Genomic DNA, 26,413 nt, shown 5'->3' with positions numbered 1-26,413 from the left:
TCCCCCTGAGGGAAGGAACATCCATTGGAGACGACAACATCTATGAACGCGAATCTACCCATTCCCTACAAAAAGCCGCTCGGGGCAACCGGACGCTCGCTCCCCTACGCTACCCTCGCCTCCGCGGGAGGAAGCCCCCGGCTCGTGCCGGACAGCGACGCCGACAGCGGCTTCTTCCGCGCGCTCGAGAGCCGCGGCCTGAGCCTGAACGGCCCGCAGATCGAGGCCGTCCGCCACGGCGACGGCCCGCTGCTGACGCTGGCGGGCGCCGGCTCCGGCAAGACGAGCGTGCTCGCCGGCAGAACCGGCTATCTGGTCTCCGTGCGCGGCGCCGACCCGCGCTCGATCCTGCTCGTCACCTTCTCGGTCAAGGCCGCAGCCGAGATGAAGGAGCGCATCGCCGCTCTGCCCGGCATGCCGCCCGGCGCGGCCGCCCAAGTGACGGCGCGCACGTTCCATTCCTTCTTCCTGCAGCTCCTCCGCAGCCGCGGTTTCCGCCAGGAGATACTCGGCAGCGGACCGTATCCGATGATCGTGCTCAAGGGCATGATCCGCGAGCTCGGCCTCGGCGACCGGATCGAGCCGGAGACTGCGCTCGCAGCCCTGTCCGAGGCCAAGCTGAGCCTCGTTCCGCTCGAGGAGCTGCCGGACAAGACGCAGGCCGACCGGGAGCTCAAGCGGCTGCTGCTTCGCTTCGAGGAATGGAAGGAACGCGAGCAGCGGATGGATTTCGACGACATTCTGCTCTGGTCCCATCGCCTTCTGCGCGAGCAGCCCGGACTGCTCGCGACGCTTCAGCGGCGCTTCCGCTACATTATGATCGACGAGTTCCAGGATACGAGCCTGCTGCAGTACGAGCTCATCCGCATGCTGGCCGGCGGCCACGGCAACCTGATGGCTGTCGGCGACGACGACCAGACGATCTACGGATTCAATGGAGCCCGAAGCGAATATATTCTTGGCTTCAAGGATGCATTTCCCCGAGCAAAGATGATTACGCTGGATACGAATTACCGCTCTACGGCCAGCATCGTCGGCCTCGGCAACGAGGTGATCAGGCATAACAAGGCCCGCTTTCCGAAGACGCTGAAGGCCGTGGCCACAAGCCGGGACGTGCCGCTGTACATCCGCCCCTTCACGACCGACCAGGAGGCGCTAGCCGTCACCGCCCATATCCGGGAACGCGTAGAGGAAGGCGCACGGGCCTATGGCGACTTCGCCATCCTGTACCGTACCGCGAGCAACAGCCGCGCCATGTTCGAGCAGCTCGTCCTCTCGGAAATCCCGTTCCAGATCCAGGATACCGGGGACCTGTTCTACGACCAATCCGCCGTCAAGCCGCTCGTGGATTATATGAGGCTGTCGGTCAAGAGGCGAGATTTCACCGCTATGGAAGGCGTCCTGCCCTCCATGTATGTCAACCGGCATAAGGGCATGGCCCATATCCGGGCCAAGGACGATCCCCGTCCGAAGAAAGGCCCGCTCATCCATCTGCTCACGATGGAAGGGCTCAAGGATTTCCAGAAGGAACAGATCCAATCCCGCATTACGTTCGTCAAAGGGCTCAAGGCGCTCAAGCCGGCCGATGCCGTGCGGCGCATGCGCAAGGAGTTCTACGACGCCTACCTCGATGCGGAGCAGGCAGGAGCCGCTTCCGGAGGCTACATCGCAGCGGGGGCGACGGCCCACAAGGAGACGCTGCGGGAATCGCTGGACGAGCTTGAATCCTCCGCTGCGCGTTTCGCCGACGTCCCGGCCTTCCTGACCTTTGTATCAAAAATGGCGGAGCGCCATGCGCAGATGAAGTCCTTGCCGCCGGATTCGGCCAAGGACGCCGTCAAGCTCATGACGATCCATAAGTCCAAGGGCCTTGAATTCCCCGCGGTCGCCATTATCGGGGCTTCGGAAGGCATCCTGCCTCACAGCCTTGCGCTGGAGGCGGACAAGCTGGTCGGCGGCGGCGATTCCGACCCGGCAGCCCGCAAGGAAGCCGCGCTGGAGGAAGAGCGCCGGCTTGCTTACGTGGCGATCACGCGGGCCAAGGAAGAGCTGCTGATCAGCTCCCCCGCCACCTACCGCGGCCGCAAGATCGACGTATCCCGATTCCTGCTGTCAGCTTTCCAGGCTCCTCCGATATCCTCCAGCCAGCCTTCCGGCGTGGCAGAGAAGCAAGCTCCCTCAGCCGCTTCCAAGCCGGCAGCGCGGGCTGCGGAGAAACCCGCCGCAGCCGGAGTGCTTGCTTCCCGGGCTGCCGCTGCCAAAGTGTTTAAAAGCAAGTAAGCTTAACATGCTTTGCAGACGCAAAGCATACAACTCTTGAACAAGCTTCCAGGATGCGCCGCTTCAGGTCCAAGCAAACTTTCCGGGCTGCACCCATTTCAAACAGGCTTTTCGAGCTTGCACAGCCATTCCACTCGGTCAGACCTTCTGGGCTTGCGCAGCCATTCCACTCGGTCAGACCTTCTGGGCTTGCGCAGCCATTCCACTCAGTCAGACTTCCGGGCTTGCGCAGCCATTCCACTCAGTCAGACTTCCGGGCTTGCCGCAGCATTACAAGCAGGCTTCCCTAACTGAGCGTTCAAACTCAAATCCACATCGTCGCCATACCGGCCGACTCGTTCTATGTAAAGTCCCCCGCATCCAGCGGGGGATTTTTGCTTAGCTTTTTTTGCGGTTTGCTTTAGTCGTTTTGCCGCCGAAAGCCGCTTTGGCGTCCGAAGTCAGTTCATTGGAAAACTCGGTGTCATTTTCAGAAAAAGTGTTCAGCTTCGTGGATTGGACCTCTGCTTTGGAAGCTTTTTTCTTGTCCATGAGTGGACCTCCCGGATATCGAAATGTGAAGCGATGTTAGCTTGTGAAGCCGCCGGCCATTTCATTCATCGCATGTCCCCTCGGCGGCGCTCACATGCCGGGGGCGGAGGAAAGCCCGGTCTCGGGTCCAGGTGCAATTACATTCGGGAGTCCGTGTCGCAGTTCTCGGCAAGGAGGTACAATAAGAACATCAAGCAGCGCCGCAGGGCGCCGCGCCAAGAGGAGAATGCATGAGTATGAGAACCTTGTATCGTTCGCGCACAGATCGCAAGCTTGCGGGGGTATGCGGAGGAATCGGCCGCACATACGGCATTGATCCCGGATTGCTCCGGATCGGCTTCATCGCCGCAGCCGTATTCAGCTGCGGTACGGCCCTCCTGATCTATGCCGCTGCCGCCGTTATCCTGCCCAAGGAGTCCGGCTTCGCGGCACCGCCTCCCCCTGATTCCTACACCTATCGTTAAGGCGAAACCGTCATCCATTCCGCACCGATAAAGCCTGCCATACCCAATATAAAGGAGTGCATCCCATGAGCGTATTCGACCGAATCATGAACCTGACCAAAGCTACCGCCAACGAAGTCATCAGCAAGCTTGAAAATCCCGTTTTGATGATGAATCAGTATATCCGCAATATGGAAGAGGAAATCGACGGCATGAAAAGCGAGCTCAGCCGCCAGCAATCCGCTTCCCGCGCCTATAAGCAGCGCCTCGATGAATGCGAGCAGCTGTCGCAGCACAACCAGCTCAAAGCCGAGGAGGCTTTGGCCGAAGGCCGCGAGTCGGAAGCGCGCCTTGCCCTCGAAACCAAGCTCCGTTATTCGGAGCAGGCAGCTGAATACGGCCGCCTGTACGATCAAGCCAAGCATGCTTCTGCCGAGCTGGATATCCGCCTCGAAGGCGCCCAGGAAGAGCTGGCCCGTCTTGTCCAGAAGCGCTCTGATCTGAGCGAGCGCCTGCAAAAAGCGGAAGCTGCCGCAGAGCGCAAGACGCCAAGCTTCTCGCATGGCTTCGAGCCGGGAATCGCTTCACGCGGATTTGACCGGATCGAGGAGAAGATTCTGCAATGGGAAGCTCAGCTTGGTCTCTCCAGAGACTACAAGCCCGGCTCCGGCACAGCAGCTTCTTCCTATGAGCCGTCTGCGCCAGCCCCGGATTCCGGCCGCGCCTCCGTCATCGACGAGCAGCTCGCCGAACTCCGCCGCAAGATGAAAAGCGAGTAACGAGTAAAAACCTTGAGCCCTTCGAGCCGCTTATCTGCCGAGGGGCTCTTTTGCATGCCTATGGACTTGTTTGCATGTCCATGGGCTCTTTTGCATGGCTTCACGCAATGAACTCTTGTCTCCGAAGGAGTTCTCAGCTCCTAATTTACTAAAGCCACATTCGACTCGGAACATTTGTTCCTGTCAATTATCATTGCTGACAGACTGTTGTCACTTGAAGCTCCTAAGATAAGGAAGTACAGAGCGGGAGAGCGACCATCATATAACCCGAATAAAGGAGAGAGCAGTATGACCTACGAACAAATCCACCTTTTTGAAATGGAGATCAAGGAATTCCACCAACGCTCCAGCCGGGGCTTGCTCCCGTTAATGACGCGAGGCAGAGCCGCGTTCAACCATTCCGAATATATGGCAGCCCCATTCCGCAAGCCATGGATTCCCCTTCATCTCCTATTCGCTTTTCGAATCAAAGCATAAAAAACCTCCGGCATCCGCATAGGACACCAGAGGTTCTCGATCGATCTAAAAAGCATTAAGCATAATGGCAAGCAGCCAGATGGCCAGGGTTCGAACCGACTTGGCGCAGCTCTGGAACTTCGGCCGCGCAGCGCTCCGTAGCTGCCGGGCAGCGTGTACGGAACGGGCAGCCGCTCGGAGGGCTGATCGGGCTCGGCAGATCGCCGCGAAGCACGATGCGCTCCTTGGTCGCCTCGAAGTCCGGATCCGGCACCGGAATGGAAGACAGCAGCGCCTGGGTATACGGATGGCGCGGATCGGCGTACAGATCGTCGCTCTCCGCGATTTCCACCAGCTTGCCGAGATACATGACCGCGATCCGGTCGCTGATATGCTTGACCATCGCCAGGTCATGAGCGATGAACAGGTAGGTCAGGCCTTCCGTCTTCTGCAGGTTCTGCAGAAGGTTGACGACCTGAGCCTGGATGGACACGTCGAGCGCCGAGATCGGCTCGTCCGCTACGATGAACTTCGGATCCACCGCGAGCGAGCGGGCGATGCCGATCCGCTGGCGCTGGCCGCCGGAGAATTCATGCGGGTAACGCGTCAGATGGGATGGGTTCAGGCCGACCTTGTCGAGAAGCCTCTCGACGGCCAGCTTGCGCTCCTTCTTGCTCGGCGTGAGGCCGTGCACATCCAGCGGCTCGGCGATGATGTTCTCGACCGTCCAGCGTGGATTGAGGGAGGCGTAAGGATCCTGGAACACCATCTGCATCTCGCGGCGCAGAGCCTTGAGCTTGGCGCCCTTCATCGAGTAGATGTTCTCGCCGTTGAAATTAACCGATCCGGAGGTCGGCTCGTACAGACGCATGATCGTGCGTCCGGCCGTCGACTTGCCGCAGCCGGATTCTCCGACCATGCCGAGCGTTTCGCCCTTGCGGATGGACAGATTCAGTCCGTTCACGGCTTTCAGCGTCTTGTTCTTGCCGACATCGAAGAACTTGCTGAGGTCGTTTACATCCAGCATCGCATGATTGCTGTTGCTCATACTGTTCGTCCTCCTTACTCCGGCTTGGCGTGAAGCCAGCACTTGGATTCATGGGTCGGGCTGTGCGTGAACATATACGGATCGACTTCGACGCATACTTCCATCGCGTGCGGGCAGCGCGCTGCGAACGGACAGCCGTGAGGCGGGTTGGCCATATCCGGAGGCGTGCCTTCGATTGGAATCAGCGGCTCGTCTTTTCTCTGATCCATGCGCGGCAAGGATTTCAGGAGTCCTTGGGTGTATGGATGCTGAGGGTTTTTAAAGATCTCGAACTTGTCGCCTCGCTCCACAACCTGTCCGGCATACATGACAATAACTTTATCACACATATCGGCTACGATGCCAAGGTCATGAGTGATAAGAATGATCGACGTGCCGAGCTTCTCCTGCATGTCCTTCATGACCTGAAGGATCTGAGCCTGAATCGTGACGTCGAGAGCGGTCGTCGGCTCATCGGCGATGAGCAGCGTAGGGTCGCAGCTCAGCGCGATGGCGATCATCGCGCGCTGGCGCATGCCGCCGGAGAATTCATGCGGATATTGCTTGACGCGGGCTTCCGGATTCGGAATGCCGACGATCCGCAGCATTTCGACGGCGCGCTTCTCGGCGTCGCCGCGGGACAAATTCTGATGGCGGACCAGCACTTCGATAATCTGTCCGCCGATGGTCATCGTCGGATTGAGCGATGTCATAGGATCCTGGAATATCATACCGATATCGCGGCCGCGTACGGATTCCATTTGCTTCTCGGTCTTCTTCAGCAGGTCGCTGCCTTCGAAAACGATCGAGCCGTCCTTGAAAACGCCCGGAGGCGTAGGAATCAGACGCATAATGGATTGGGCCGTGACGCTCTTGCCTGATCCGGACTCGCCGACGATTGCCAGCGCCTCTCCTTTGTCCATCGAGAAGGAGACGCCCCGTACGGCCTGCACTTCGCCGCCGCGGACGCGGAAAGAGACACGCAGGTCGTCGACTTTAAGAATCGGTTCCATAAGAGTTTCACCTTCCTCATGTCGGTGGTAGCTAGTAGTTTGAATGTCTGCTGAAAACCGGCTACAAAAACAGATGATTCCTACGATCGCTGTTGAACCCCGGATTTCTTTAATTTCCAACCCCTGATAGGGTAGAAATCCGGTCTTCAAAGGCGAGCGCTTGCGCTTCTGCGGAATTCATCTGCTTTCTGCGCTTGAGCTCAGTAGGCATTCAAATTCTTGTTGGGTATAGAAATCATCCGGCTGCCCGTCTCAGCAGCAGCGGAGACAGAGCTTTCGATAGTCGGGTCTTCCTATTCCACCTTGGTTTTCGGATCGAATGCATCGCGCAGGCCATCGCCGAAAATGTTGAAAGCCAGCATGGCGATACAGAGAAGTCCGGCCGGGAATAGAAGCGTCCAAGGATACAGCTGATAACTTACGATCGAATCGTTGATCATCGTTCCCCATGATGCTGCCGGGGATTGCACGCCTAGACCGAGGAAGCTCAGGAAAGCTTCGGCGAAAATCGCGCTTGGAACGGTCAGCGTCATCGTGACGATGATAGGACCCATCGTGTTCGGAATCAGATGCTTGAACAGGATGCGGAATCCGCCGGAGCCGACAGCTTGAGCCGCCAGGACGTATTCCTGATTTTTGAGCTGCTTGATCTGGCCTCGCACGATCCAGGCCATGTTGATCCATCCCGTCGCGCTAAGGGCGATGATGATGGTGAGCATGCCTTGTCCGAGCACGACGCCGAGCAGGATAACGACGAGCAGGTAAGGAATCGAATAAAGGATTTCGGTGATCTTGTTGAGCACTTCATCGACTTTGCCGCCGAAGAAGCCCATGATGCCGCCGATGATGATGCCGAGTATGACGTCGGCAAGCGCGGCGATGATGCCCACGGTCAGAGAGATTTGCGCGCCTTTCCAGCTGCGCGCGAATATATCGCGTCCGAGGTCGTCGGTGCCGAAGTAATGGTCGCCTCCAGGAGGCAGGAAAGAATTGAGCAGGCTCGTCGTGCGGAAGTCGTATTGGGTCATCTTTGGGCCGAAGATGGCCATCAGAATGAGCAGAACCAGAACGACGCCGCCAGCCATGGCGAATTTGTTGGAAGTCAGCTTCATCATCGCGAGCTTCCAGGTCGTATAACTTGGCGCCATCTGCTGCTGGATGTTCTCCCGCTTCTTCAGCGGAATGAACTTTTTCGGATCCGGCAAAGGCCGGCGTTGGTCAGTAGTGTTATCCATGTTGGAATCAGCCTCCTTTGCTCTTCTTCATGCGCGGATCCACCAGCGCGTAGCCGATATCGGCCAGGAACCTTGCCACCATGAGAATGACCGCATAAAACAGCGTGATGCCCATAATCAGCGGGTAGTCGCGGTTCGCGATGCTATCCGTGAAGAATTTGCCCAAGCCTGCGATGGCATAGATTTTCTCGACGACGACGGAACCGGTGATGACGTTGGCGCTCATCGGGCCGAGATAGGTGACGACCGGCAGGATCGCATTGCGCAAGCCGTGGCGCAGGACGATTCGAGCTGGGGACAGTCCCTTTGCCTTGGCTGTGCGGATATAGTCCGCGGTCAGCACTTCGAGCATGGAGGAGCGTGTCAAGCGGGTGATGAAGGCGATCGGCAGCGCGGAGAGCGCGATCGTAGGCAGGACGTAATCCATCGGTCCGGCAAGGCCGGCCACGTTGAACCAGGTTACCTTGACGCCGAGCAGGTACTGCATGACAGAACCGACGACGAAGTTCGGAATGGAAATTCCGAGAATCGCGATGAAAACGGCAACCTTGTCGATGAGCTTGCGGTTGTACATCGCGGCGATCATGCCGAGCGCCACGCCGACGACGACGGATACAACAACGGCCACGAGACCTAGCTTGAGGGAATTGCCGAAGGATTGGGAGATGATGTCGGTGACCATCCGGCCCGGAGTTTTGAGCGATTCGCCCAATTCACCCTGGAACAGATTTTTCATATAGGTCAGGTATTGCTGCCACAACGGCTTGTCCAGACCGTAATATTTCATCATCGCATCAATGGTGGCCTGCGAGTTTTTTTCGTTAAGGAAAGGGTTGCCCGGAACGGCTTTCATCAGGAAAAACGTCGCTGACGCTAGCACGACGAGCGAGATGACGATATTGATGAGCCTCCGAACGATGAATCGAAACATTCCAGCACCTCTTTTCGTTACCCAGCCCAACCGCAAAGAAAGAAGGGACGGCCGGAGACGGTCCGGTGTCCAGCACCGGACGGCGGCTCCAGCCGCGATCCCTTCTTCTCTCTGTCAGCTGTTCAGCGGTATGGCTTATTTCTCGATGTAACCGTTGTTGTAGTTGATGTTGCCGGCATAATCCATGATAACGTCTTTGACTTTTGGATTAACCAGCTCGGAGCTCGTGTAGTAGTAGATCGGCATTACAGCCATTTCGTCCTCGATGAGGATTTTTTCAGCTTGCGCCATCATCTTCACGCGATCCGCTTGAACCGGGGAAGCATAAGCGTCCTTGATCAGCTTGTCGAACTCTGGATTTTTGTGGCCGATGTCGTTGTTGCCGCCGCCCGTTACGTACAGGTCGAGGAACGTCATGGCATCGTTGTAGTCGGCGCCCCAGCCTGCGCGGGCGATGTCGTAGTTCAGAGCGGTACGGTTTTTCAGGAAGACTTTCCACTCTTGAACTTCCGGCTTCACTTCGATGCCGAGGTTCGTTTTCCACATGTCGACTACAGCTTCAGCGATTTGCTTATGCGCATCGGATGTGTTGAAGAGCAGCGTCGTCGCAGGGAAGGAAGCCATGCCTTCTTCTTTCAGACCTTCGGCAAGCAGCGTTTTCGCTTGAGCGACGTCTTCCTTGAAGTAAGCGTCCTGCGTTTCCTCGCGGAAGCTCTTCGATTCGCCGGTGATGCTTGGCGGTACGAAGCCGAATGCCGGTTTTTGGCCGCCGGATACGACGCGGTCGATCAGCAGCTGGCGATCGATCGCCATCGAGAGGGCTTTGCGGACTTTAGCGTTGTTGAACGGCTTCTTCGACTGGTTGAAGATGTAGAAGTACGTGTTCGCCGTGTCCTTGATTTGAAGGCTTGGGTCGTTCTCTTTACGGAGTTTGGCCAGTTGCGGCAGCGGAATCGTGCCGGTCGGCGCTCCAGCCCAGTCGAGCTTGCCCGTATTGAAGCTGTTGAACTCGGTGTTGGAGTCCGCGATCATGGAGAACTGGATTTTTTGCAGCTTCACGTCGGCTTTGCCGTAGTAGCCGTCGTTTGGAGCGAGCTCAACGGAATCGTTGTGCTTCCAGGCAGCGAGTTTGAACGGTCCGTTGCTGGAGAAGGTTGCCGCTTCGTTGGCCCAGTTCGGATCCTTCTCGGCTGCGACTTTATCTACAGGGAAGTACGTGTAGAACGTCTGCAGGCTGAGGAAGTAAGTCGTCGGGTTTTTCAGCTTGACTTCCAGCGTGTTGTCGTCGATCGCCTTGACGCCAACAGCATCTACGCTGCCTTTGCCCGTGTTGTACTCTTCAGCGCCGGCCAGGTAGTAGAGCTGGTAAGCGTAAGGAGCCGGAGTAGCGGCCTTCGGATCCAGGGTGCGCTTCCAGGAGAACTCGAAGTCATGCGCTGTAACCGGGTTGCCTGTGGACCATTTGGATCCTTGGCGAATGTGGAACGTGTACGTTTTGCCGTCTTCGGAAACGTCCCACTTCTCGGCCATGCCTCCGACGATCTCGCCGTTCTTGTCGGTTTTCGTCAGGCCTTCGAACAGGCCGCCCGCAACCGTGCCGGACACGTTGTCCTGCATCAGAGCCGGGTCCAAAGTAGGAGGCTCGGAAGTGAGGTTCATGCGGAAGACTTGATCTGCGGCCAGGTTGCCGGCTGCGTCTCCGCCGGTGTTGGCGGCGTTGTTCGTTGCCGTGTTGCCGGCCGCATCTCCGCCGGTGTTGCCGGAGTTGCTGTTATTGTTGCCGTCGCCGCATGCTGCAAGCACGCTGCCTGCGATCATCAGTGCTGCCAGTGTCAATCCTGTCTTTTTGTACACTAACCTTACACGCCCCTCACATTAATGGTTGAATAGCATAAATGAATTATACTATTACATAGTAAGAATAACAACTTGCATTATTTTCTTTCGGCTGATAAATTTATTCGGCCTCACTGAGAATTCTCAATTTTTTACACTTATAATTATTCAATGTTAATTTCACCGCACTGACGCTTCATTCAATTAACGCAATTAGTTGATAAAGTATTATTCACAGGAGCGGCAAAGGATTAAATGATTTATCGGAAAACTTGCCCTATTCTTTACAATCTCTAAGCAAATCAATTTGCATTTTTATTTATATTATCTCATCTTTATTTAGAATTCTTCTTGTATGTCCCAGGCTTGTGCAGCCGGCAAACGACCTCTTCCTAACCAGCCGGCAAGTAGTCCCGATAGAGCCCTTCGGCCGTTTCCAATCCCGCCGCAGTCCTATTCTCACCTGCCCTTCCTTCTATATACATGGTTCCCCTGGAGGATTGCCGTTTCCCACACTTCCTTCCAGATCCCGATTCGCCTTTGACATAAATAGGCACCCCGGACCTCTTGGAGAGGCGGGAAGCCTAATTAGGTGCCACGTCCATGTCAGCTATGAACAGTTACCGTTGTTCCAGCTTCTTGCGGGTCCGATATTCCGTAGGCGTCTGCATGAATCTCTTGCGGAATACTTGCGTGAAATGCCTCATGTCCTGGTACCCGATCCGCTCCGCGATATCCGCGAGCTTCAGATCCGATTCCCGGAGCAGCAGCTTGGCTTCCTCCAGCCTCAGCCCGATGATGTAATCCTTGAAGCCCTGCCCGGTCTTCTGCTTGAACAACTGGCTGAAGTAGACCGGATTGAGGTAAACGACGGAAGCGATCCTCTCGAGCGAAAGAGTTTCTTCCTTATAATGCGCCTCAATATACTGGAGCGCGACTTCAATCGCCTTGTTGTCGCTGCCTCCCTTGATCCGGACCGCCTCCTCCTGTCCGGCTGCGGTATCGGACGTCTGGCGAGCCAGCTTCATGATCGTATCCGGAACGGAGCGGATCTCTTTCATGAGGCCGCTGCTTGCTATGCGGAAGGGAAGCTTCAGGTAATGGCCCAAATATCCCCGCAGCGAAGCGATCAGCTGGGCACACGCGTCTTCTGTCTCTACGGAAGCGAGTCCGATCAGCGTCAGCCGGTCGTAGCTGACGACGAAACCTTCGCCGTAACGGCCGATCAGCTCGGAGAACACATTGTCCACGATGAAATGCTCCAGCCCCGCATCGCGGCTGCCCGCTTCCAAACGGACGACGACGAGATAGAATTCCGGATACCGGTCCATGAGCGGCCCGATGTCCAGGTTTCCGATATCATGGCCTGCAGCCAGCCTTTGGAACATGCCTTCCCGCAAATATTTCAAATTCGTCCGCAACAGCTCGCTTTGCTTGACCTCCGACCGCTCCCGGCCCAGCTCCGCCTCCAGCTCTTCCAGGAGCTCGACGAGCCGCTTTTTTCCGATCGGCTTCAACAGATAGTCCTTCGCCCCCAGCTGCACCGCCTTCTGCGCATAGGAGAATTCCGAATGAGCCGAAATGACGACCCATTTGATTCCGGGATGCTTCGCTCTCGACAGCTGCATGAACTCCAGACCGTTCATGCCGGGCATCAGGATGTCCGTCAGCACGATATCGATGGGATGCTCCGTAAGCAGCTTCGCCGCTTGATCAGCGGAATCGGCCAAGTGGATCGTATATCCGGGCCGGGCCTGCTCCAGCGTCCGTCTCACCCCTGTCCGGATGATGCTCTCATCGTCGGCGACCAGAATATGCATGAGTCACTCCTCCTTCTTGGGTAACGGGATAACCGGCGCCTGGCGCGGCGGAAGCGGGAGCGTGATGGAAGCTGTCGTTCCCTCGTCTCTCTCGCTGCTAAGGCGCAGTCCATATTCCGGTCCGAATGTGTGGATCAGGCGGCGGTGCACGTTCGGAAGGCCTATGCCGCCCTTGCGCTTGATCCCCGGCTCCAAGACGCTTCCCGGAGCGTTGATCTCGCTGTCGAGAGAGGCTCTGAGCATGGCCAGCGCGGCAGCATCCATCCCGGCTCCGTTATCCTTCACCGTAATCGTCAGACGCCCCTCCTGGCTGCCGGCGGTGATGACCAGGCATCCTTCGCCGCCAAGCGGCTCCAGTCCGTGCTTGACGGCATTCTCGATAATCGGCTGCAGCGTCATTTTCGGCAGCGGAACCGAAAGATATTCGGGCAGAACCTCCATTTTCACCGAGACCCTGCCTTCGAACCGGATCGTAATGATGGTCAGATAATCGCGGATCTGCTCCAGCTCCTCGCCCAGCGTCACCAGCGCACCCTGCTCCCAATGGCTGCTGTAGCGGAACATGCGGGAGAGGGACAGCACGACCTCGCCGAGATGATCCTCTTCCTTCTCGTCGAGCATCCAATAGATCATGTCGAGCGTATTGTACAGGAAATGGGGATTGACCTGGGACTGAAGCGCCAGCAGCTCCGCGTTTTTCTCGCTCATCGAGCTGATCTTGACCCGCTCGACGAGCTGATCGATCTTCCGCACCATTTCATTGAAGGAGCCGGCCAGCGAATTGATTTCCCGGTAGCTCCGGACTTGGACCTGTCCTTGGAAATTGCCGAGCTCGACCCGCTTCATTTCCCTGATTACCCGCTTGAGCGGGGAGGAGATGGTGTTGGAGAGGATAGAGGCGACGACGATGGAGACCAGGATGAGTATAAGCCCCACGACGATGAGATAACGCCGCATCTGCACCAGCTCGACATTGAGATCCTTCTGCGGGGTGACGGTGACGGCGGTCCAGTCGGCAAACGGAAGTCGGGAGGACGTCACCAGCCGGCTGCTGCGGGTATAGACCTGCGATTGGCCTACTGTCTCGGGACGCGGCACCGAAGCGATAGCCGGCAGCGTCTCGGCGCCGTCCGTGGCGCTGACCAGCCTGCCATGCTCATCCAGCAAGTAGACCTGGCTGTTGGGACTGAGCTTAAGATTCTGGAGCGCCTCGAGGATGGGAGCTGGACTGCTCTCGTACAACACGATGCCGATGTGCTTGCGCTCGTCGAGGTCGAACAGCTCCCGTCCGAAGGCCAGCACCGGCCGGGTCTCGTTGCGGTCGATGATCGATGAAGGGTAGATGCCGAGCCAGACGATCCTTCCCGAGGCGTCCATGATGCGGCGCTGCCAGTCGGTCTCAGCGAAGCCGGGAACGGTGTCATTGACATAATTGCTGTAGTTGTACACCTTCCCCTTCTTTGTCATGACATGGATGCCGATGAGATCTTCCCGGGAAAAGAAGTTCGTTCCGATGATGTTGTTGATCGCCTGCTCCAGCGCATACTGCTGCTTGGATGTGACGGGATTGGCCTTCAGCAGGCGCGCCATCTCGAAGTTGTTGCCGATGGCTCGGGAGAGGCTGTCATAGCCCTTGTCCAGCAGGTCGAACAGCCCGATCGTCTGGGAGACATTTCGGGACGATAGATCATGGATCTTGGTCCTCAGCTGCTCCGTCGTCCGGTTGTAGAACAGCAGGCTGACGATCAGCACCATGCCGGTCATGCAGCCCAGGAGAACGATGAACAACCAGGTTTGGAACGAGCTGCTCCCCTTTTTCATGCCGGCACAGCTCCTTTCTCCTATCATGACAAATCCCCGTCCGCGAAAACCATTCACGGGCGGGGCTTGTCTGGCCTCGGAGATTCGAGGCCTACTTTGTATTTGATTGAGCGCAGGCCGCGCCGGCCGAAGCCCCCCTCCTTCAAGCATGGAGGCGAAGCTGTCGAACCGCTGGATGCGCGGCAAGCGGAGCGGGCGGAATCATGCCGGAAATCAGCGCTCGCCTTTAAAGACCGGATTTTTCCTCTCAGGGGATAGATTCAAGAAATCTGGTCTTTAACAGCGATTGGAGGCATGATCCGCACGCGGAGCGATATGCCGGCAAAGCAATTCGCCAGCAAAACAGTTCGCCCGCAAAACGATTCGCCTGCAAACAAGTGGCGCATCCAATTACCCTTTGACCGCCCCAGCCACCATGCCCTTCGTAATGCGCTCCGAAAGAATGAAGTAGATCAGGATGACCGGCAGGGCTCCCATTACCAGGAAAGCGCCGATGTTGCCGTAGTTGGTGGAATATTGGCTCACGAAGCTGTTGACGCCGAACGGCAGCGTCTGCAGCTTCTCTTTGGAGATGAAGGTGAAGGCCAGGATGTATTCGTTCCAGATGTTGATGAACGTCAGGATGCAGACCGTCATGATCGGAGGCACTGAGATCGGCAGGATGACGCTGCGGAAGATCCGCAGGACGCTCGCGCCGTCCATGAACGCCGACTCCTCGATTTCATGCGGGATGCCTTTCATGAAGCCGCTGAGGATGAACACGGCGATCGGCGTCTGGAACGCGATATACGGTAGGATCAGCATCCAGAACGTGTTGGCCATGAATGGAATCTGCTTGAAGATCGACATCAGCGGCAGCAGCGTCGCCTGCATCGGAATCATCAGGCCGAGCATGAATACAAGCAGCGCGATCGGCGCCAGCTTCCACTTGAAGCGGGAGATGGCGTAAGCGACCATCGACGACAGCACAATGACGCAAATCATCGTCACGACGGTGACGAAAACGCTGTTGCCCAGCGAGCGCAAATAGTGTCCCGCGCGGAATGCTTCCGCGTAGTTCTCGAAGCGGGGAGAATGCGGAAGGGCGAAGAAGCTGCCTCCCAGTATCTCCTCGTTGGTCTTGAAGGAATACAAGACCAGCCAGAGCAGAGGATAGACTTGAGTGACGACAAGGACCGCCAGAAGAAGATAGACGATCCATTTTTTGATGGCATTCATGGATGGTTCTCCTCCCTAGCTTACCTTATTCTCGATGCGTTTGAAAATGATGTTGATGAGGACGGTGAAGATCAGGCAAATCGCGACCAGCATGATGGCCAGGGCGCTTCCATAGCCGTATTTGCCGGACAGGAACGTGTTGTTGTACATCAGCGTGGAGATGACGTCGGTCGCATGGGCCGGACCTCCGCCCGTCATGACCATGATGAGGTCGAACGCCTGCAGCGAGCCGATGAACGCCAGTACGATGGAGATTTTGAATACCGGCATGATGAGCGGCAGCGTGATGTAGCGGTCCGCCTTGAAGCCGTCCGCTCCGTCGATGCGCGCCGCTTCGTAGATGTCGTCCGGGATGTTCTGCACGCCCGTGAATTGGATGAGCAGATGGTAGCCGAAATATTGCCACAAGGAGACGATGTACAGGCAGTACATGGCGACCTTCGGCGCGCTCAGCCAGGCTTTCATATGGGAGTCCAGGCCCATGGAATGCAGGATGCCGTTGACCATGCCGCCCATGTCGAGCGGATTGTAGATCGTCTTCCACAGCTGGCCGATGATGACGACCGAGAGGATGACCGGCAGGAAGTAGATGGATACGAGCGAGTTGCCTTTTTTGACATAACGGTTGATGAGGATGGCGACGAACAGGCAGACCGGAATCTCCGCCATGGAGAAGACGGAATACATCAGCGTACGGCGCACGGACGGCCAGAAATAGGGATCGTCGAACAGGATTTTCTGGTAGTTGTCCAATCCGATGAAGGTCTTCACCGGATTGATTCCGTCCCACTGGAACGTGCTGTTGTAGACGGAATACAGGATCGGCACGAATACCATGCAGATATACAGCAGCAGACAAGGCAGCACGAATAGGGCGATTGTACGCGCCGGCACCTTGAGTACATTCATGGTTTTCTCACTCCTTTTCTATCTTTCGCATGAAGCAGACAAGGACGGGCTCCGCTGGAGACCGCCCTTGACCGCCGGGCCGGCTTCTGGCGCCGGCATGCGCCTTGCTATCTCTTATTTGTTGGCGTCGAAAGCGTCCTGATGTTCTTTGGCTACCGTCTTCGCGTCAACCTTCTGGACGAACAGGTTCTGGATGCTGGTCAGATGCGCCTGAGCGACAGCTGGAGGCATCGTGTTGTCGAAGGCGATGTCGCCGCCGGATACGGTCTTGAACAGATCCGTCACGCTGATGGCGAGGTCGGAGTAGCCGGCTGTCTTGAAGTCGCCTTCTACGTTCTGGCCAAGGCCGACTGCGTCTTTAAGCTCGAATTTCTTCTTCGGATAGTTCGTCATGAAGAAGTTCAGGAAGTCTTTCGTCTCTTGCAGATGCTTGCTGTTCGCCGCAATGGCGAATGCGGAGCCTGGAGCCAGCATGTATTGGTTGATGTCGCCTTTGCCGTCTACCGTAGGGAACGGGAAGGCTGCGACTTTGCCGGCGACGGAGGAAGCATCGATGTTGCCGGTCTCCCACGAGCCGATGATGAACATGGCCGCCTTGCCTGTCTTGAAGATGTTGCCGCCTGCATTGTAGTCGATGGAAGTAGCGCCCTCAGGGAACGCGCCGGCTGCGACGAGATCCTGGAAGCGGTCGACCGCCAGGAGGAAGGCCGGATCGTCGAATTTCTTCTTGCCGTCGACGACGTCTTGCAGGAAGCCCGGGCCGCCGTTCGTGCGGAGCAGGATGTTCATGAACAGGAAGGAGCCGGTCCAGGTATCCTTCTCGCCGATGGCGATCGGAGTGATTCCTTTGGCCTTGAGAGCCTTGACGTCAGCCAACAGCTCGTCGAAGGTTTTCGGAGCTTCCTTGATGCCTGCCTGTGCGAACAGGTCCTTGTTGTAGTAGGCGACCTCGATGTTGTTGCCGTCCGGCAGCGCGTAGACGTTGCCGTCGGTGCTGTAATTGTCGAGCAGTCCTTTTTGGAACGTGTCCTTGAGGCCGTTCTGGTCGAGCATGTCGTTCAGCGGAGCCAGCAGCTTCGCATCGACGTATGGCTTCATCTGAGCCGCAGGGTTGACGATCGTGATGTCCGGCACCTGGTTGTTGGCCGCCTGCGTCTTCAGCTTGGTCTTCTGGTTGTCGGTGTTGAGGGAGTCCAGCTCGATCTTGATGTTGGGATGCTCCTGCTCGTATTGGGCGACGAGCTGCTTCATGATCTTGTTGGCGACAGAGGTTTCATCCGGCCAGATGTTCTGGAACGTGATGGTGACTTTCTTGCCGGAATCGGTCGGCGTGGCTGCGCCGGCATTCTCGGTCGTCCCCGTGTTGGCCGGCGTATTCGCCGCGCCGGTGTTGCCCCCGTTGTTGTTGCTGCTGCCGCAGGCTGCGAGGCCGACTGCAAGCGCGCCGATAGTAAGGACGCTGACCGTCTTTTTGATTGCGTGGTTTTTCTTTACTTGGTTTTCCACCTGTTGTGTCCCCCTTGCAAAGTTTATAGTCGAATTATCCGTCAAGAAATCGTTTTCAACAATGAGGCATCCTCAAGGTGTGAGGTTTGCTTTTTCAAGGTTTTGAATGTAAAGAAGGCTTTTTACGATGTCGCTTCTCAACCAGACGCGGGTGAACGCTCGGAGCTGGCAGCCGCTTCGAGGTTATGCTGGCTGAGCTTTACCGCCTCATTTGGCGTTTACAGAACTCATGCCCCCTTTTCTCTGGGCATTTGCCAATATTTTCAACACTATATTGCAAAGCTGAATAGTGGATGGTATAGTATAGCCATAGAACGGTATTCTCTACAGCCAGCTATTCTACATTACTGAATACCTTATTATAGTTAGGAGCAGCGCATATGAATGTACAGTTCAAGAAAGGCGTGCTGGATTTATGCGTGCTTGCGCTTACGGCATGGGAGGACCGCTACGGCTACGAGCTCGCCGTCGCGATGTCCGCGAAGTTCGAGGTGGCGGTCGGAAGCGTCTATCCGCTGCTCAACCGCCTGACGCAGGAAGGCTACTTCACGACCTATCTCCGGGAATCGACGGAGGGTCCTCCCCGCAAGTACTACAAGCTGACCCCGCAGGGACATTCCCATCTCATGTCCCTCATCAGCGAATGGCGGTCGTTCTCGATCGCGGTGGATGAATTGATCAAGGAAGGTGTCGAGCGATGAACAGAGAGCAATATCTGCAGCAATTATGGAATCTGCTGTCTCCGGCTCCGGAGCGGACCCGCAAGGAATGGATGTACGACTACGAGGAGCATTTCCGGATGGCGGCCGAGCACGGACGCCTCGAGGAGGAAGCGGCCGCAGAGCTCGGGGACCCGAAGCTGATCGCCAAGGAGCTGCTGCTCGGTTACCGGGTAGCCGAAGCGGAGAGCAAGGGAGGAAGCCTGCCATCCGTTTCGAGAGCCGTATTTGCCGCCGTCGGCCTCGGATTCTTCAACCTGGTCTTCGTGCTTGGCCCCTATATCGGCCTGCTGGGAATTCTGTTCGCGTTCTGGGCGGTATCGGCCGCTCTCGCGCTCTCCGTCGTTCCCGTTCTCTATGAAGGCTGGTTCGGCGACGCATTGACCGGGCCGCAGTCGATCTCTGCCGCCATGGTCCTGCTCTCGCTCGGATTGCTCGCCGGCGCCGGCACCTACAAGCTGACCCGAGGCTTCATGAGGCTGACGTTGAAGTATCTTCAAATGAATACCCGAGTCATGAAAGGGAGGCAATCCTGATGCGCAATCTTGTTGTATTCGCCCTCATCCTGCTTCTGGCCGGCTTGGTCGGAGGGGGCTTCACCTTTGCAGGTTCCGACCTCAGCTTCGGCTTGAAGGAAGTCGATATCCGCAAGGAAATCCCCGCTGCCGGCATCACCCGGCTCAAAGTCGAATCCGGCAGCATGGACGTTACCTTGGTCAAAGGAAAGGCGGATGTCATCGAAGCGGCCGCAACCGGCAAGGCGAACGGAAAAGCTCTGAAAAAAATCCGCGTCGATCTCGTCAAGGAAGGCGATACGGCCATCCTGAAGAGCGATGCCAACACCGGCTTCACGATGGGCCTCAACATCGTCAACGTGAACGTGGAAATCACAGTGCCGGAGCGTCAATATGACTCCATCATTGTGGATTCCGGCAGCGGCAACGTCAGCTTTGAAGGACTGAAAACCTCCATTCTCGAGCTTGAGAACGGCTCCGGCAACGTAGAGATAAGCGAGGTCGAAGCGGACGGAGTCACAGTCAGAACCAGTTCCGGGAATTTGTCCATCGAACAGAGCCGCATGAATGAGCTTGAGACTACCGTCGGCAGCGGCAATATCCGCCTGACCGACGTCGAGGGGGCGATCAAGGCGAAGACCAGCAGCGGCAACATCCGGCTCGAGCTCGATGCCCTTATCCACCCGCTCGAGGCCCGCTCCGGCAGCGGCAACGTCACTGTCCTAACGGAAAGAGCCCCGAATTCCGCTGCAGTCAGCTACTCCACGGGATCCGGCAGCTTCCGCAACGACTGGAGCGGAGGGGAGAAAAAGGGCGATGCCGATACCGACACGATCGTGTTCGGGAATGGCGAGATCCCGGTCAACCTATCGGCCGGTTCAGGAAATATATCCCTCAAGAAGCGTTAGGTCAAACCGCAAAAACCGGCTCCAACTGGCCATCAGGCCTGCGGACCGGTTTTTTGCGGTTAACATTCATTTTCAAGGAAATCAATGCCTGCCTCGGATCGAAACCATTCGGCAAGCTGCGCCGCCCATCAGCCTCTCGGCGGAAAGGGGTCGTTGCCATAGCTGTGGGATTCGCCTATTCGGCCATTCCTGTTATGGATTTTCAGCTCCGTCTTCGCTTGGCGAGCCTCTTCCCGGCCGCGCTCCTCGGCTTCCGCCTTCGTATCGTGTCGGCTGAGCACGCGTCCTTCGCGCTGGGTTACCCATCCCTCGTCGACGTCCGGCGTAACATGCACATTTCCTTTGCGTTGGTCATCCATTGCAGGTTCCTCCCTTGATTTTAATTTCCAGCACCAGCGGACAAGCTGCATTCAAGCTTCGGCCCGCTTGGCCGTGAACTCCAGCACCGCGTCGAGGTTCTGAGGCTCCGCCTCGGCGAGCAGATCGCCCATCCGCTCGAGGCGTTCCCCGATTGCAAGCAGGGTGAACGCTCTCGGATCGGCTTCTCCGCGCACCTCGTCCCAAGTGAGCGGCGTGCTTACGGTCGCTTCCGCCCGGCCTCTCGGCGTGTAGGGAGCCGAGAGGCTCTTGCCCGCCGCATGCTGGACGTAGTCGATATAGATCCTTCCTCTGCGCGCCCGGATCGAACGCTCGACCGTGAACAGCCGCGGATATTTGTCGGATAGATAATGCCCCAGAAAAGACCCCAAGCTCCGAAGCTGCCCGAACGTATACGGCTTGGCCAGCGGGGTTACGATCTGGATGCCCGTCGCCCCCGACGTTTTGGGCACGGCCGCGATGCCCATGCCGTCCAGCGCCTCGCCGATCAGGCTCCCCGCCTCCATCAGGCGGGGGCGGGTTTCCTCCGACGGGTCGATGTCGAGCACCCACTCGCCCGGCATCCCGTCCTCGATCTTGTCGAAGGAGGGATGGAACTCCAGCACTCCGAGATTGCCGAGCCACAGCAGCGTCGATACGGAGTTCAGATTGATGTAGCGGACTCCATCGACTTCGGCGATGGCCACGAATTCGGGCGTCGGCTCAGGCGCGTTCTTCTGGTAGAACGACTTGCCGCCCACGCCATCCGGAAACCGGATCGCCGTCAGCCGGCGTCCGCTGCAATAGCGGAGAAGATACGGAGCGAGCTGGACGAGCTTTTGCAAATAATCGGCTTTGCGGATGCCGGGCGCCGGCCACAGCATTTTATCCGGATGGGTGATCTCGATGCGGTTGCCCTCTACTTCCAGCATTCTCCGGCTCATAACAGTATCCCCTCCAGCCATTCCAGCTTGGGATGCCGCAGCAAGCCCGACTGCGTCAGTTCCCGGCCGCTCACGCCGGCCGCAATCGGGCTGGCCAGCCAGCGGATATCGGTCCCCCGCAATCCTTCCGGCAGGCTGCCGCCGAAGTCACCCTGGCGCCCCGCCGTCATCTTCTGCAAGGAAAGCTGCCGCTTGGCTCTTTCGTTCAAGCCCGAAGAGATGCGCCCCATATACCGGCCTTGCCGGCTCATGACCAGGCTCGACAGCTTCCCTTCCTTATAAAGAACAGCCACGATATCCACTTCGCGGTGAAAAAATGTCTTCCGCTTGTACCAGTCACCGTGTTCCTTGCCCTCTGAATACCGGCTGCCGCGCCGCTTGGCGACAACGCCCTCCCAGCCGTTCTCCTCCGCCCACCGCCAGAGCGGCTCGCCGTCCTCATACGTATCCGCAAGGAAAAAGGGAGGCTTCCAGCCGGAGCATAGATTTCGCAGCCGGGCGCCGCGCTCCTCGAACGGCAAGCGGCGGAGATCCTCGCTCCCCTCCTGCAGCAGATCGAAAATCATATAGCCGACCGGCTGGCGGCGCGAGGCCCGCTCGATCCGTTCCCGGCCGCGCAGCTTGTCCCGGCCCTGCATCATTTGAAAGCTGGGCTTGGCGGTATCGGGATCGAGGAGGAACGCCTCGCCGTCGAGCATGAGATCCGGAAAGCCTTCGGCGGCGCGGTCTTCGAGCGCATGGGCTAGATCGGGATAGGATTCGGTCTTCGGCTGCATCCGCTTCGACCATAAGCTCGCTTCCCCGCCGCGGAGGACGGAGATGATGCGGAAGCCGTCCCACTTCAGCTGATAGACCCAATCGCCGCCTGCAGGCAGACAATCCGTCAAAATCGGCGACATCGGGACGAAAGGCTTCATCCCTTATGATCCCGTCTCTTTCGGGCGGGTTCCCGAACGGCGCTTCGGCTTGGCGGCAGCCGGCTTCGGCTTGGATTCCGACGGCTTTGCTTTGGGAGAGGAGGACCTGGCTTTGGATGACTTCGGCTTTTCTTTGGAGGCAGCCCCCCTGCGCGGCTTGGACGGCTTGTCCGCGTTCCCGGAATCCGTGCCGCCTGCGGGCTTCAGCTGCTTTAGGCTCTTCTGCAGCGCGTCCATCAAGTCCAGGACATTCGGCTCCGCCTCCTCTTCGGCGACCTTGACCTCCTTGCCTTCCACCTTGCCCTCGATCGCCTCCAGCAGCCTCTCCCGGTACTCGTCCTTGTATTTCTCCGGCTCGAAGCTTCCCGTCAGCTGCTCGATCAGCGACTTGGCCATGTCCAGCTCCCGGCGGTCGACCTTCTCCTCCTCCGGCAGGCCCGGAATATGATCTTTCTCGCGGATCTCATCCTCATAAAACATCGTGACGAGGGAAAGCACTCCGTCCACGACGCGGATAGCCGCAAGGCTGCTCTTCTGCCGGATCGTCACGTTGGCGACGCCGATTTTCCGGGTGCTTTTCAGCGCCTCGACGAGCAGCCGATAGGCGTGCTTGCCGGTTTCCTCCGGAGCGAGATAGTAGGTTTTCTGAAAATAGATCGGATCTATTTCCTCCAAATCCACAAAATCGAGGATACGGATCTCGCGCGAGGTTTTCGAGGCGAGCTGCTCCAGCTCGTCCTTCTCGAAGATGACGAAGCGGCCATCCTCATACTCGTAGCCTTTGACGATGTCGCTCCAGGAAACGTCCTCCTCGCATTTGGGACAGGTTCGGTGGTACTTGATCGGCTGGTTGTATTTCTTGTGGAGCATCCGCATCGGAATGTCGTTGTCCTCGGTAGCCGCATATAGCCGCACCGGAACGTTGACGAGGCCGAAGCCGACGGCTCCCTTCCAGATCGTTTGCATGGACGGTATGCCTCCTTGCCGGATAGTCTGGTCTCTATTACCCTCTGTCCGGGAACAGCCAATCAAGATGGGAAGCTGAGGAGCGGGGTAAGATAAGGAAACAGGAAGCGGACAAGGCATGAGGGGCGGACAGCCATTCGGAAGGAAAGGCTCCGCTCCGCTCAGGGCATAACCTGAAAAAGCCGGGGAAGGAAACCCGGCAGAGGAGGATGCGGAATGAAAACAGCGAAAGCGGTCTTTCTGGACCGGGACGGAGTCGTGAACGAGATGAATACCGCGCGTGTACGCCACGTGAACGGTCCGGGCGATCTCCATCTATTGCCCGGAACCGCCGAAGCGATCCGCGGGCTGGCGGAAGCGGGCTACCGGGTGTACGTGGTGACCAATCAGGGCGGCGTCGGCCTCGGGTACATGTCCTTGGCGGACCTGGAAGCGGTACATGTACGGCTGGAGGAGCTGCTGGCGGAAAAAGGGGCACGGCTGGACGGAATCGCCTTCTGCCCGCATAAGCCCAGTGCCGGATGCGCCTGCCGCAAGCCGCGGCCCGGCATGCTGCTGGAGCTGGCGAAGCAGCATCGCCTCTCGCTGAGCGAGAGCTACATGATCGGAGACCGCGAGATCGATATCGCAGCCGGTCAGGCTGCCGGCACGCGGACAATTCGAGTGGACGGCGCGGCGGGCAGGAGCAAAGGGAAGGCAGGCGGCAGCCGAGAGGCAGCCGGCGCTGCGCGAAGGACGCGAAGTAATGGAGGCGTGCCGTCCCGGGCGGATTGGAACGTCTCCTCCCTGCTCGAAGCGGCGGTCCTTATCGTGCAGAGACTGGCGGAAGAGCGGGGGCTTCCTTGAACGGACGCCCGCATAGGAGTATGGTTAGAGATGAACCGTCCATCACGGACCCGGACGAGCTCCTGCCGACGCGCATTCGAGTTCTCGCCCTTCGCCTGCGGGCTGCATGCCCTTGACCATTAATGGGCTCTTTCTACGAGAAGAAGCCCCCGGGAGAGATACTATTCATGATCAAAAAGCTTGATCCAACGCCGCATTATGTCCTGGTCGTCACCGCTGTGGAAGCCGAGCGGGACGCCGTCGTCCGCGGCCTGCTCAAAGCCTGTCCCGCCGAAGTATGCGGCGAGGTCGAAGGTCCCCTGCGGCGGGTCGGCCGCTATATCGTGCTCGCCGGCGGCGTAGGTCCGGCTGCCGCCGCTGCCAGCGCCGCCCTCGCCATCGCTGGCGGCCCTTCCTTCCGCTATGTCATCAGCGCAGGCATCGGCGGAGGCTTCTCCCCGATTGCGCCCGTCGGCTCCGTCGTCATCGCGACGGATATCATCGCGGCGGATTTGGGCGCCGAGACGGCAGACGGCTTCGCCAGCGTGGATCAGCTCGGCTTCGGTTCCTGGCGCGTTGCGACCGATCGCGAGCTGGCGGAGCGCTTCGCCGAAGCTCTGCGCATGGCGGATGAACCTGTCGCAGCCGCCGCCGGCCCCGTGCTGACGCTGTCCACCGTTACGGGATCGGCGGAGTCGGCAGCCGAGCTTCAGGCCAGGGTACCGGGAGCTGCCGCCGAAGCGATGGAGGGCTACGGCGTCGCCATAGCTGCCGCTATGCAAGGCATCGAGGCGCTGGAGATCCGGGCGATCTCCAATTCGGTCGGTCCGCGCGACCGGGAAGCCTGGCGCATAGGCGACGCGCTCAAGGCGCTTGAAAAGACGGGATTTTTACTGCCGGAGGTGCTTGGAATCCAATGAAAATCGCTTTTTCCCCTTGTCCCAACGATACCTTTGTCTTTCACGCCTGGGCGCACGGCCTTATCGAAGGCGCGCCTGAGCTGGAAGTGACTTATGCCGATATCGACCTTACCAACGGCTGGGCAGCCGACCGCATCGGGCCCGAGGTCATGAAAATTTCTTATGCCGCCCTGCCTTGGGTGCTGGAAGACTATGCGCTCATCCCTTGCGGGGGCGCTCTCGGCCGCGGCTGCGGTCCGCTCGTGCTGACCGCCGGCGGCGGAACCTCGCGCAGCCATGCTGACGCCAAGCCGGGAGCCCCGATCGCCGCTGGCGGCACGGGTGCTGCTGGCGGCACGGTTGCTGCGGGCGGCACGGTTGCTGCGGGCGGCACGGTTGCTGCGGGCGGCACGGTTGCTGCGGGCGGCACGGTTGCTGCGGGCGTCACGGATGCTGCGGGCGTCACGGATGCTGCGGGCGTCACGGATGCTGCGGGCGTCACGGATGCTGCTGCAAAACCGGATGTCTCGGCAGGCCTCCTAGTCCCGGAGCAGCAAAATCAAGCCTCCGGTCAGGATATCGTTCCTGCTGCAGGCTCCGCCCATGCCCACAGCGGAGCTGCCGCTCCCGGCGCGGATCCTTCCTGGCTGAGCGGCAAGCGGGTCGCAGTGCCGAGCGAACGGTCGACCGCCTACCTGCTGTTCCGGCTCTGGGCGGCGCAGAATGTTCCCGGAGGCGTCGGCGAGATTGTCGTCATGCCTTTCCACGAAATCATGCCCGCCGTCCGTGACGGCCGTATCGATGCCGGGCTCGTCATTCACGAAGCGCGCTTCACTTATCCCGAATACGGCCTGTCGCTGATGGCCGATATGGGCGCATGGTGGGAAGCCGACACAGGCCTCCCGATCCCGCTGGGCGCCATCATTGCCAAGCGCTCCCTCGACCGCAGCTCCATCGAGGCATGGGCGCGCTCTTCCGTCGAATACGCCTGGGAACATCCCGCGCAATCCGCCGATTACGTACGATCCCATGCCCAGGAAATGTCGCCCGAGGTCACCAGCGCCCACATCGCCCTCTACGTGAACGAGTTCACCCGCGAGCTTGGCGAGGACGGCTACAAAGCCGTCGAGTCCTTGCTCGGACGAGCGGCGAGGGAAGGCCTCGTTCCGGAGTTCGACTTGGCTTTGCTGCGGAAATAATGTCCGGCACAGGCTCGCGGAGCCGCTATCGGACTGCATCGGACTTGATTCAGGCCAGCCGGTTTTCCCGGCTGGCCCATTTCAGGTCAGGCGTCTAACTATCGGACATACGTTCCGCTATTTCTCGAAATTCGAGCCATTCTGTTCGCTATCGGACATACGTTCCGCTATTTCACGAAATTTGAGCTATTCTGCTTGCTATCGGCCATACGTTCCGTTATTTCTCTTCGACTAACTACTATTCCGATAATTGTTCACAAATAACGGATCTGATGTCCGCTAAACGTTTGAATATGACATTTTGAACGAAATAGCGGATCTGATGTCCGATAGTGCGGACAACCCGCCATTTTGCAGGA

General features: G+C 58.3%; 23 protein-coding genes and 2 pseudogenes. 10 read left to right on the top strand and 15 right to left on the bottom strand.

Translation table 11 applies throughout. The annotated features are described in order from the left end of the window. The first annotated feature begins 42 nt into the window (after positions 1-42). A complete protein-coding gene (locus ACLBWT_RS13425; RefSeq protein WP_447663606.1) occupies positions 43-2,280 on the top strand; it encodes an ATP-dependent helicase in 2,238 nt (745 codons plus the stop codon). A 378-nt stretch (positions 2,281-2,658) separates the two neighbouring features. Here ACLBWT_RS13425 and ACLBWT_RS13420 read toward each other — a convergent pair whose 3' ends face one another. Then, positions 2,659-2,811, bottom strand: a complete 153-nt coding sequence (locus tag ACLBWT_RS13420; protein ID WP_447663605.1) for a hypothetical protein — start codon at positions 2,809-2,811, stop codon at positions 2,659-2,661. Between the two features lie 230 nt (positions 2,812-3,041). On the opposite strand from ACLBWT_RS13420, the gene ACLBWT_RS13415 reads away from it, so the two are divergent. Together ACLBWT_RS13415 and ACLBWT_RS13410 are read left to right on the top strand one after the other, a co-directional pair. Continuing rightward, positions 3,042-3,275, top strand: coding sequence for a PspC domain-containing protein (locus ACLBWT_RS13415; protein ID WP_232313100.1), 234 nt, complete (start codon positions 3,042-3,044; stop codon positions 3,273-3,275). Between the two features lie 65 nt (positions 3,276-3,340). Continuing rightward, complete coding sequence (locus ACLBWT_RS13410) at positions 3,341-4,033, top strand: PspA/IM30 family protein (protein WP_447663604.1); 693 nt, start codon at positions 3,341-3,343, stop codon at positions 4,031-4,033. A gap of 532 nt (positions 4,034-4,565) precedes the next feature. Here the strand turns inward: ACLBWT_RS13410 and ACLBWT_RS13405 are convergent. The 10 genes from ACLBWT_RS13405 to ACLBWT_RS13360 all read right to left on the bottom strand — a co-directional run bounded on the left by ACLBWT_RS13405 (position 4,566) and on the right by ACLBWT_RS13360 (position 17,805). Next, complete coding sequence (locus ACLBWT_RS13405; RefSeq protein ID WP_447663603.1) at positions 4,566-5,537, bottom strand: ABC transporter ATP-binding protein; 972 nt, start codon at positions 5,535-5,537, stop codon at positions 4,566-4,568. A gap of 14 nt (positions 5,538-5,551) precedes the next feature. Beyond that, entirely contained in the window at positions 5,552-6,529 is a 978-nt protein-coding gene (locus ACLBWT_RS13400; RefSeq protein ID WP_447663602.1) for an ABC transporter ATP-binding protein, read from the bottom strand. A 293-nt stretch (positions 6,530-6,822) separates the two neighbouring features. Further along, positions 6,823-7,764, bottom strand: coding sequence for an ABC transporter permease (locus ACLBWT_RS13395; protein ID WP_447663601.1), 942 nt, complete (start codon positions 7,762-7,764; stop codon positions 6,823-6,825). A 7-nt stretch (positions 7,765-7,771) separates the two neighbouring features. After that, positions 7,772-8,695, bottom strand: coding sequence for an ABC transporter permease (locus ACLBWT_RS13390; protein ID WP_447663600.1), 924 nt, complete (start codon positions 8,693-8,695; stop codon positions 7,772-7,774). A 135-nt stretch (positions 8,696-8,830) separates the two neighbouring features. After that, positions 8,831-10,549, bottom strand: a complete 1,719-nt coding sequence (locus ACLBWT_RS13385) for a peptide ABC transporter substrate-binding protein (RefSeq protein WP_447663599.1) — start codon at positions 10,547-10,549, stop codon at positions 8,831-8,833. A 602-nt stretch (positions 10,550-11,151) separates the two neighbouring features. Then, positions 11,152-12,351, bottom strand: a complete 1,200-nt coding sequence (locus ACLBWT_RS13380; protein WP_447663598.1) for a response regulator transcription factor — start codon at positions 12,349-12,351, stop codon at positions 11,152-11,154. 3 nt (positions 12,352-12,354) lie between these two features. Then, the gene (locus ACLBWT_RS13375; RefSeq protein ID WP_447663597.1) at positions 12,355-14,172 is read right to left on the bottom strand and encodes a cache domain-containing sensor histidine kinase; all 1,818 of its coding nucleotides are present in this window, start codon (positions 14,170-14,172) and stop codon (positions 12,355-12,357) included. 390 nt (positions 14,173-14,562) lie between these two features. Then, entirely contained in the window at positions 14,563-15,390 is an 828-nt protein-coding gene (locus tag ACLBWT_RS13370) for a carbohydrate ABC transporter permease (protein WP_447663596.1), read from the bottom strand. Positions 15,391-15,405: 15 nt separating this feature from the next. After that, on the bottom strand, positions 15,406-16,299 hold the full coding sequence (locus ACLBWT_RS13365) for a carbohydrate ABC transporter permease (RefSeq protein ID WP_447663595.1): 894 nt from the start codon (positions 16,297-16,299) through the stop codon (positions 15,406-15,408). A 114-nt stretch (positions 16,300-16,413) separates the two neighbouring features. After that, on the bottom strand, positions 16,414-17,805 hold the full coding sequence (locus tag ACLBWT_RS13360; protein ID WP_447663594.1) for an extracellular solute-binding protein: 1,392 nt from the start codon (positions 17,803-17,805) through the stop codon (positions 16,414-16,416). A gap of 380 nt (positions 17,806-18,185) precedes the next feature. On the opposite strand from ACLBWT_RS13360, the gene ACLBWT_RS13355 reads away from it, so the two are divergent. Genes ACLBWT_RS13355 through ACLBWT_RS13345 form a run of 3 tightly spaced genes read left to right on the top strand, consistent with a single transcriptional unit; the run spans position 18,186 to position 19,947 of the window. Further along, complete coding sequence (locus ACLBWT_RS13355) at positions 18,186-18,506, top strand: PadR family transcriptional regulator (protein WP_447663593.1); 321 nt, start codon at positions 18,186-18,188, stop codon at positions 18,504-18,506. Beyond that, positions 18,503-19,060: an HAAS signaling domain-containing protein gene (locus ACLBWT_RS13350; RefSeq protein ID WP_447663592.1), complete on the top strand. Its 558-nt coding sequence runs from the start codon at positions 18,503-18,505 to the stop codon at positions 19,058-19,060. The genes ACLBWT_RS13355 and ACLBWT_RS13350 overlap by 4 nt, the downstream gene beginning before the upstream one ends. After that, on the top strand, positions 19,060-19,947 hold the full coding sequence (locus tag ACLBWT_RS13345) for a DUF4097 family beta strand repeat-containing protein (protein ID WP_447663591.1): 888 nt from the start codon (positions 19,060-19,062) through the stop codon (positions 19,945-19,947). The genes ACLBWT_RS13350 and ACLBWT_RS13345 overlap by 1 nt, the downstream gene beginning before the upstream one ends. A gap of 128 nt (positions 19,948-20,075) precedes the next feature. Here the strand turns inward: ACLBWT_RS13345 and ACLBWT_RS13340 are convergent, their stop codons facing one another. From ACLBWT_RS13340 to ku, 4 genes are read right to left on the bottom strand one after another with little or no spacing between them, the layout of a single operon-like run. Next, complete coding sequence (locus ACLBWT_RS13340) at positions 20,076-20,306, bottom strand: DUF2188 domain-containing protein (RefSeq protein WP_447663590.1); 231 nt, start codon at positions 20,304-20,306, stop codon at positions 20,076-20,078. 51 nt (positions 20,307-20,357) lie between these two features. Then, positions 20,358-21,248 (bottom strand): non-homologous end-joining DNA ligase, encoded by an 891-nt coding sequence (ligD, locus tag ACLBWT_RS13335; RefSeq protein ID WP_447663589.1) that lies wholly within the window; start codon positions 21,246-21,248, stop codon positions 20,358-20,360. Next, positions 21,245-22,165: an ATP-dependent DNA ligase gene (locus tag ACLBWT_RS13330; protein WP_447663588.1), complete on the bottom strand. Its 921-nt coding sequence runs from the start codon at positions 22,163-22,165 to the stop codon at positions 21,245-21,247. The genes ligD and ACLBWT_RS13330 overlap by 4 nt, the downstream gene beginning before the upstream one ends. A gap of 3 nt (positions 22,166-22,168) precedes the next feature. After that, the gene (gene ku / locus ACLBWT_RS13325) at positions 22,169-23,131 is read right to left on the bottom strand and encodes a non-homologous end joining protein Ku (RefSeq protein ID WP_447663587.1); all 963 of its coding nucleotides are present in this window, start codon (positions 23,129-23,131) and stop codon (positions 22,169-22,171) included. A gap of 216 nt (positions 23,132-23,347) precedes the next feature. On the opposite strand from ku, the gene ACLBWT_RS13320 reads away from it, so the two are divergent. From ACLBWT_RS13320 to ACLBWT_RS13305, 4 genes and pseudogenes are all read left to right on the top strand, one after another. Further along, positions 23,348-23,977: a D-glycero-alpha-D-manno-heptose-1,7-bisphosphate 7-phosphatase gene (locus ACLBWT_RS13320; RefSeq protein ID WP_447663586.1), complete on the top strand. Its 630-nt coding sequence runs from the start codon at positions 23,348-23,350 to the stop codon at positions 23,975-23,977. 167 nt (positions 23,978-24,144) lie between these two features. Further along, complete coding sequence (locus ACLBWT_RS13315; protein WP_447663585.1) at positions 24,145-24,876, top strand: futalosine hydrolase; 732 nt, start codon at positions 24,145-24,147, stop codon at positions 24,874-24,876. Next, positions 24,873-25,136, top strand: a pseudogene (locus tag ACLBWT_RS13310) (MqnA/MqnD/SBP family protein); the annotation flags it as partial. The gene ACLBWT_RS13315 and the pseudogene ACLBWT_RS13310, both read left to right, overlap by 4 nt. 351 nt (positions 25,137-25,487) lie before the next feature. Continuing rightward, a pseudogene (locus ACLBWT_RS13305) lies at positions 25,488-26,054 on the top strand (MqnA/MqnD/SBP family protein); the annotation flags it as partial. Between the last annotated feature and the right edge of the window lie 359 nt (positions 26,055-26,413).

It is taken from the genome of Paenibacillus sp. D51F, assembly GCF_053345695.1.
This window is presented reverse-complemented; position numbering and strand designations above follow the sequence as displayed.